The organism is Chitinophaga sp., from assembly GCF_036566945.1.
GTDB lineage: Bacteria > Bacteroidota > Bacteroidia > Chitinophagales > Chitinophagaceae > Chitinophaga.
Genome location: NZ_DATCVJ010000979.1, coordinates 1 through 2,396 on the forward strand (window position 1 = coordinate 1; position 2,396 = coordinate 2,396).

At 50.3% G+C, this 2,396-nt stretch carries 1 protein-coding gene; it reads left to right on the plus strand.

The genetic code is table 11. The features are described from left to right. Positions 1-78: 78 nt before the first annotated feature. The gene (locus tag VIP81_RS29360) at positions 79-2,292 is read left to right on the plus strand and encodes a transferrin receptor-like dimerization domain-containing protein (protein ID WP_331970164.1); all 2,214 of its coding nucleotides are present in this window, start codon (positions 79-81) and stop codon (positions 2,290-2,292) included. The last annotated feature ends 104 nt before the right edge of the window (positions 2,293-2,396 follow it).

The window sequence follows — 2,396 nt, forward strand, 5'->3', positions numbered from 1 at the left end:
AAATAGTCTATTGATATTATAGACTATTTGTATATTGAGTAGATAAACCCTCTTTAAACAACAAGATCTGCATCACTTATGACTACAACCAACTTTGTTCGTTTGCTGGCGCTCCTGTTATGCGCCGGCGGTATCACGCAGGCGCAGGATAAAAAACTCCTCGGCTATACCGACAGCGCCGCCCTGAAGCAACTCAATCTGGAAAAACAATTTGATCAACAACTGAGCAGCACTCACATAGGTGAAACGATCCGGTCATTGTCTGCCCAACCACATCATATTGGCTCCGCAAGAGGCAAAGCCGTAGCGGAAGACATCCTCCAACGGTTTAAAAGCTACGGCTGGGATGCCGAAATCGTTACCTACCAGGTATTGTTCCCTACGCCTAAGGAAAGGGTAGTGGAGCTGAAAAGTCCTACCACCTACAAAGCCCTGCTTAAAGAACCCGCCCTGAAGGAAGATGCCAGCTCCGGCCAGGAAGGGCAGCTCCCCACCTACAACGCCTGGAGCGCCGACGGAGATGTGGAAGGGGAACTGGTATATGTGAACTACGGTCTGCCGGAAGATTACGAATACCTGGACCGCGCCGGTATCAATGTAAAAGGTAAAATAGTGATCGCCAAATATGGCCGTTCCTGGCGCGGCAGCAAGCCCAAAGTAGCTCAGGAACACGGTGCCGCGGGCTGTATTATTTACTCCGATCCCAAAGATGATGGCTATTATAACGGTGATGTATATCCGAAAGGAGCTTTCAAAAATGAATATGGCGTACAACGTGGCTCTGTGATGGATATCGTTATCTATCCCGGCGATCCGCTCACGCCGAACGCAGGCGCTACCGCCAATGCCCAGCGACTGGATCGCCTGCAGGCCCCCAATCTACTGAAGATACCGGTATTGCCCATCAGCTATCACGATGCCACTCCTTTGCTGAAAGCACTGGAAGGCCCCGTAGCCCCGGAAGAGTGGAGGGGTGCTTTACCATTTACCTATCACATTGGCGGCGGAAAAGCCCGGGTACATTTGAAACTCGCCTTCGACTGGCAAATACGCCCCTGCTATAATGTAATTGCAAAGATGAAAGGCAGTGAACAACCCGATCAGTGGGTGATCCGTGGCAATCACCACGATGCCTGGGTGAATGGCGCCGCCGATCCTATCAGCGGATTATCTTCCCTGCTGGAAGAAGCCAAAGCCATCGGTGAATTGCATAAACAAGGCTACCAGCCACGCCGTACCCTCGTATACTGCGCCTGGGACGGAGAAGAACCTGGTCTGCTGGGTTCTACTGAGTGGGTGGAAGACCATGCCGCTGAACTGAAAGAAAAAGCGGTGGCCTATATCAACTCGGATAACAATGGCCGTGGCTTTCTGAATGCCAGCGGCTCGCATGCCCTGGAAACCCTGGTAAATGAAGTAGCCCGCGATATCACCGACCCGCAGACACAAGTAAGCATTCTGGCCCGCAAACAAGCGGCAGACGTACTCAAAGCCGCTACGCCTAAGGCGAAGAAAGAAAAGCTCGCCAAACAAGGTATCGCTATCGGGGCCATGGGCTCAGGTTCCGACTATTCGTCTTTTCTGCAGCACCTGGGTGTTCCTTCTCTGGATTATGGATTTGGGGGAGAAGATGCAGGCGGAGAATACCACTCTATCTACGATTCTTTCGACGACTATTCCCGCTTCAAAGATCCCAGTTTTACTTACGGCGTGGTGCTTGCTCAAACTGCCGGCCATACTGCATTACGTTTAGCCGATGCCGTTAACCTGCCATTCGACTTCCGTAAGCTCTATGAAACCGTAAACGGGTATGTAAATGAACTCACAGAACTGGCTGCCAGTCTGCGTGAATCTACTGCTATTGATAATCAGCTGATCCGTGAACGCAAATACCAGCTCACCACCGATACGGCAAAGCATTTATTGCCGCCTGCACAAAAATCTGAAGTGCCTTACCTGGATTTCTCTCCCCTGCAAAATGCATTGATTGGGTTAGATACCGCCACCGTAGCCTTGTCTGCTAAAAAGAATGGCAATGGCGCCGTTGTTAATAAAGCCCTGTATCAGGCAGAGCAACAGCTGCTCAGTGAAAAAGGACTCCCCGCCCGTGCATGGTACAAGCATACTTTGTATGCCCCAGGCTTTTATACCGGTTATGGTGTGAAAACAATTCCAGGCGTCAGAGAAGCCATTGAACAACGCCGGTGGACGGAAGCGCAGGAGCAGATCAGCGTTGCGGCAGAAGCGATTAAAAGATTGTCTGCGTACCTGAATAGGGTAGCCCGTGGTTGATGATCACCACGAGTTTTTGTCTTTGTCCAGGATTATACTGATTTAGATGATTTTCCAGATGTCGTTTTTTGGATTTTAGAAGATTAAAAAGATTAGCGAAGACC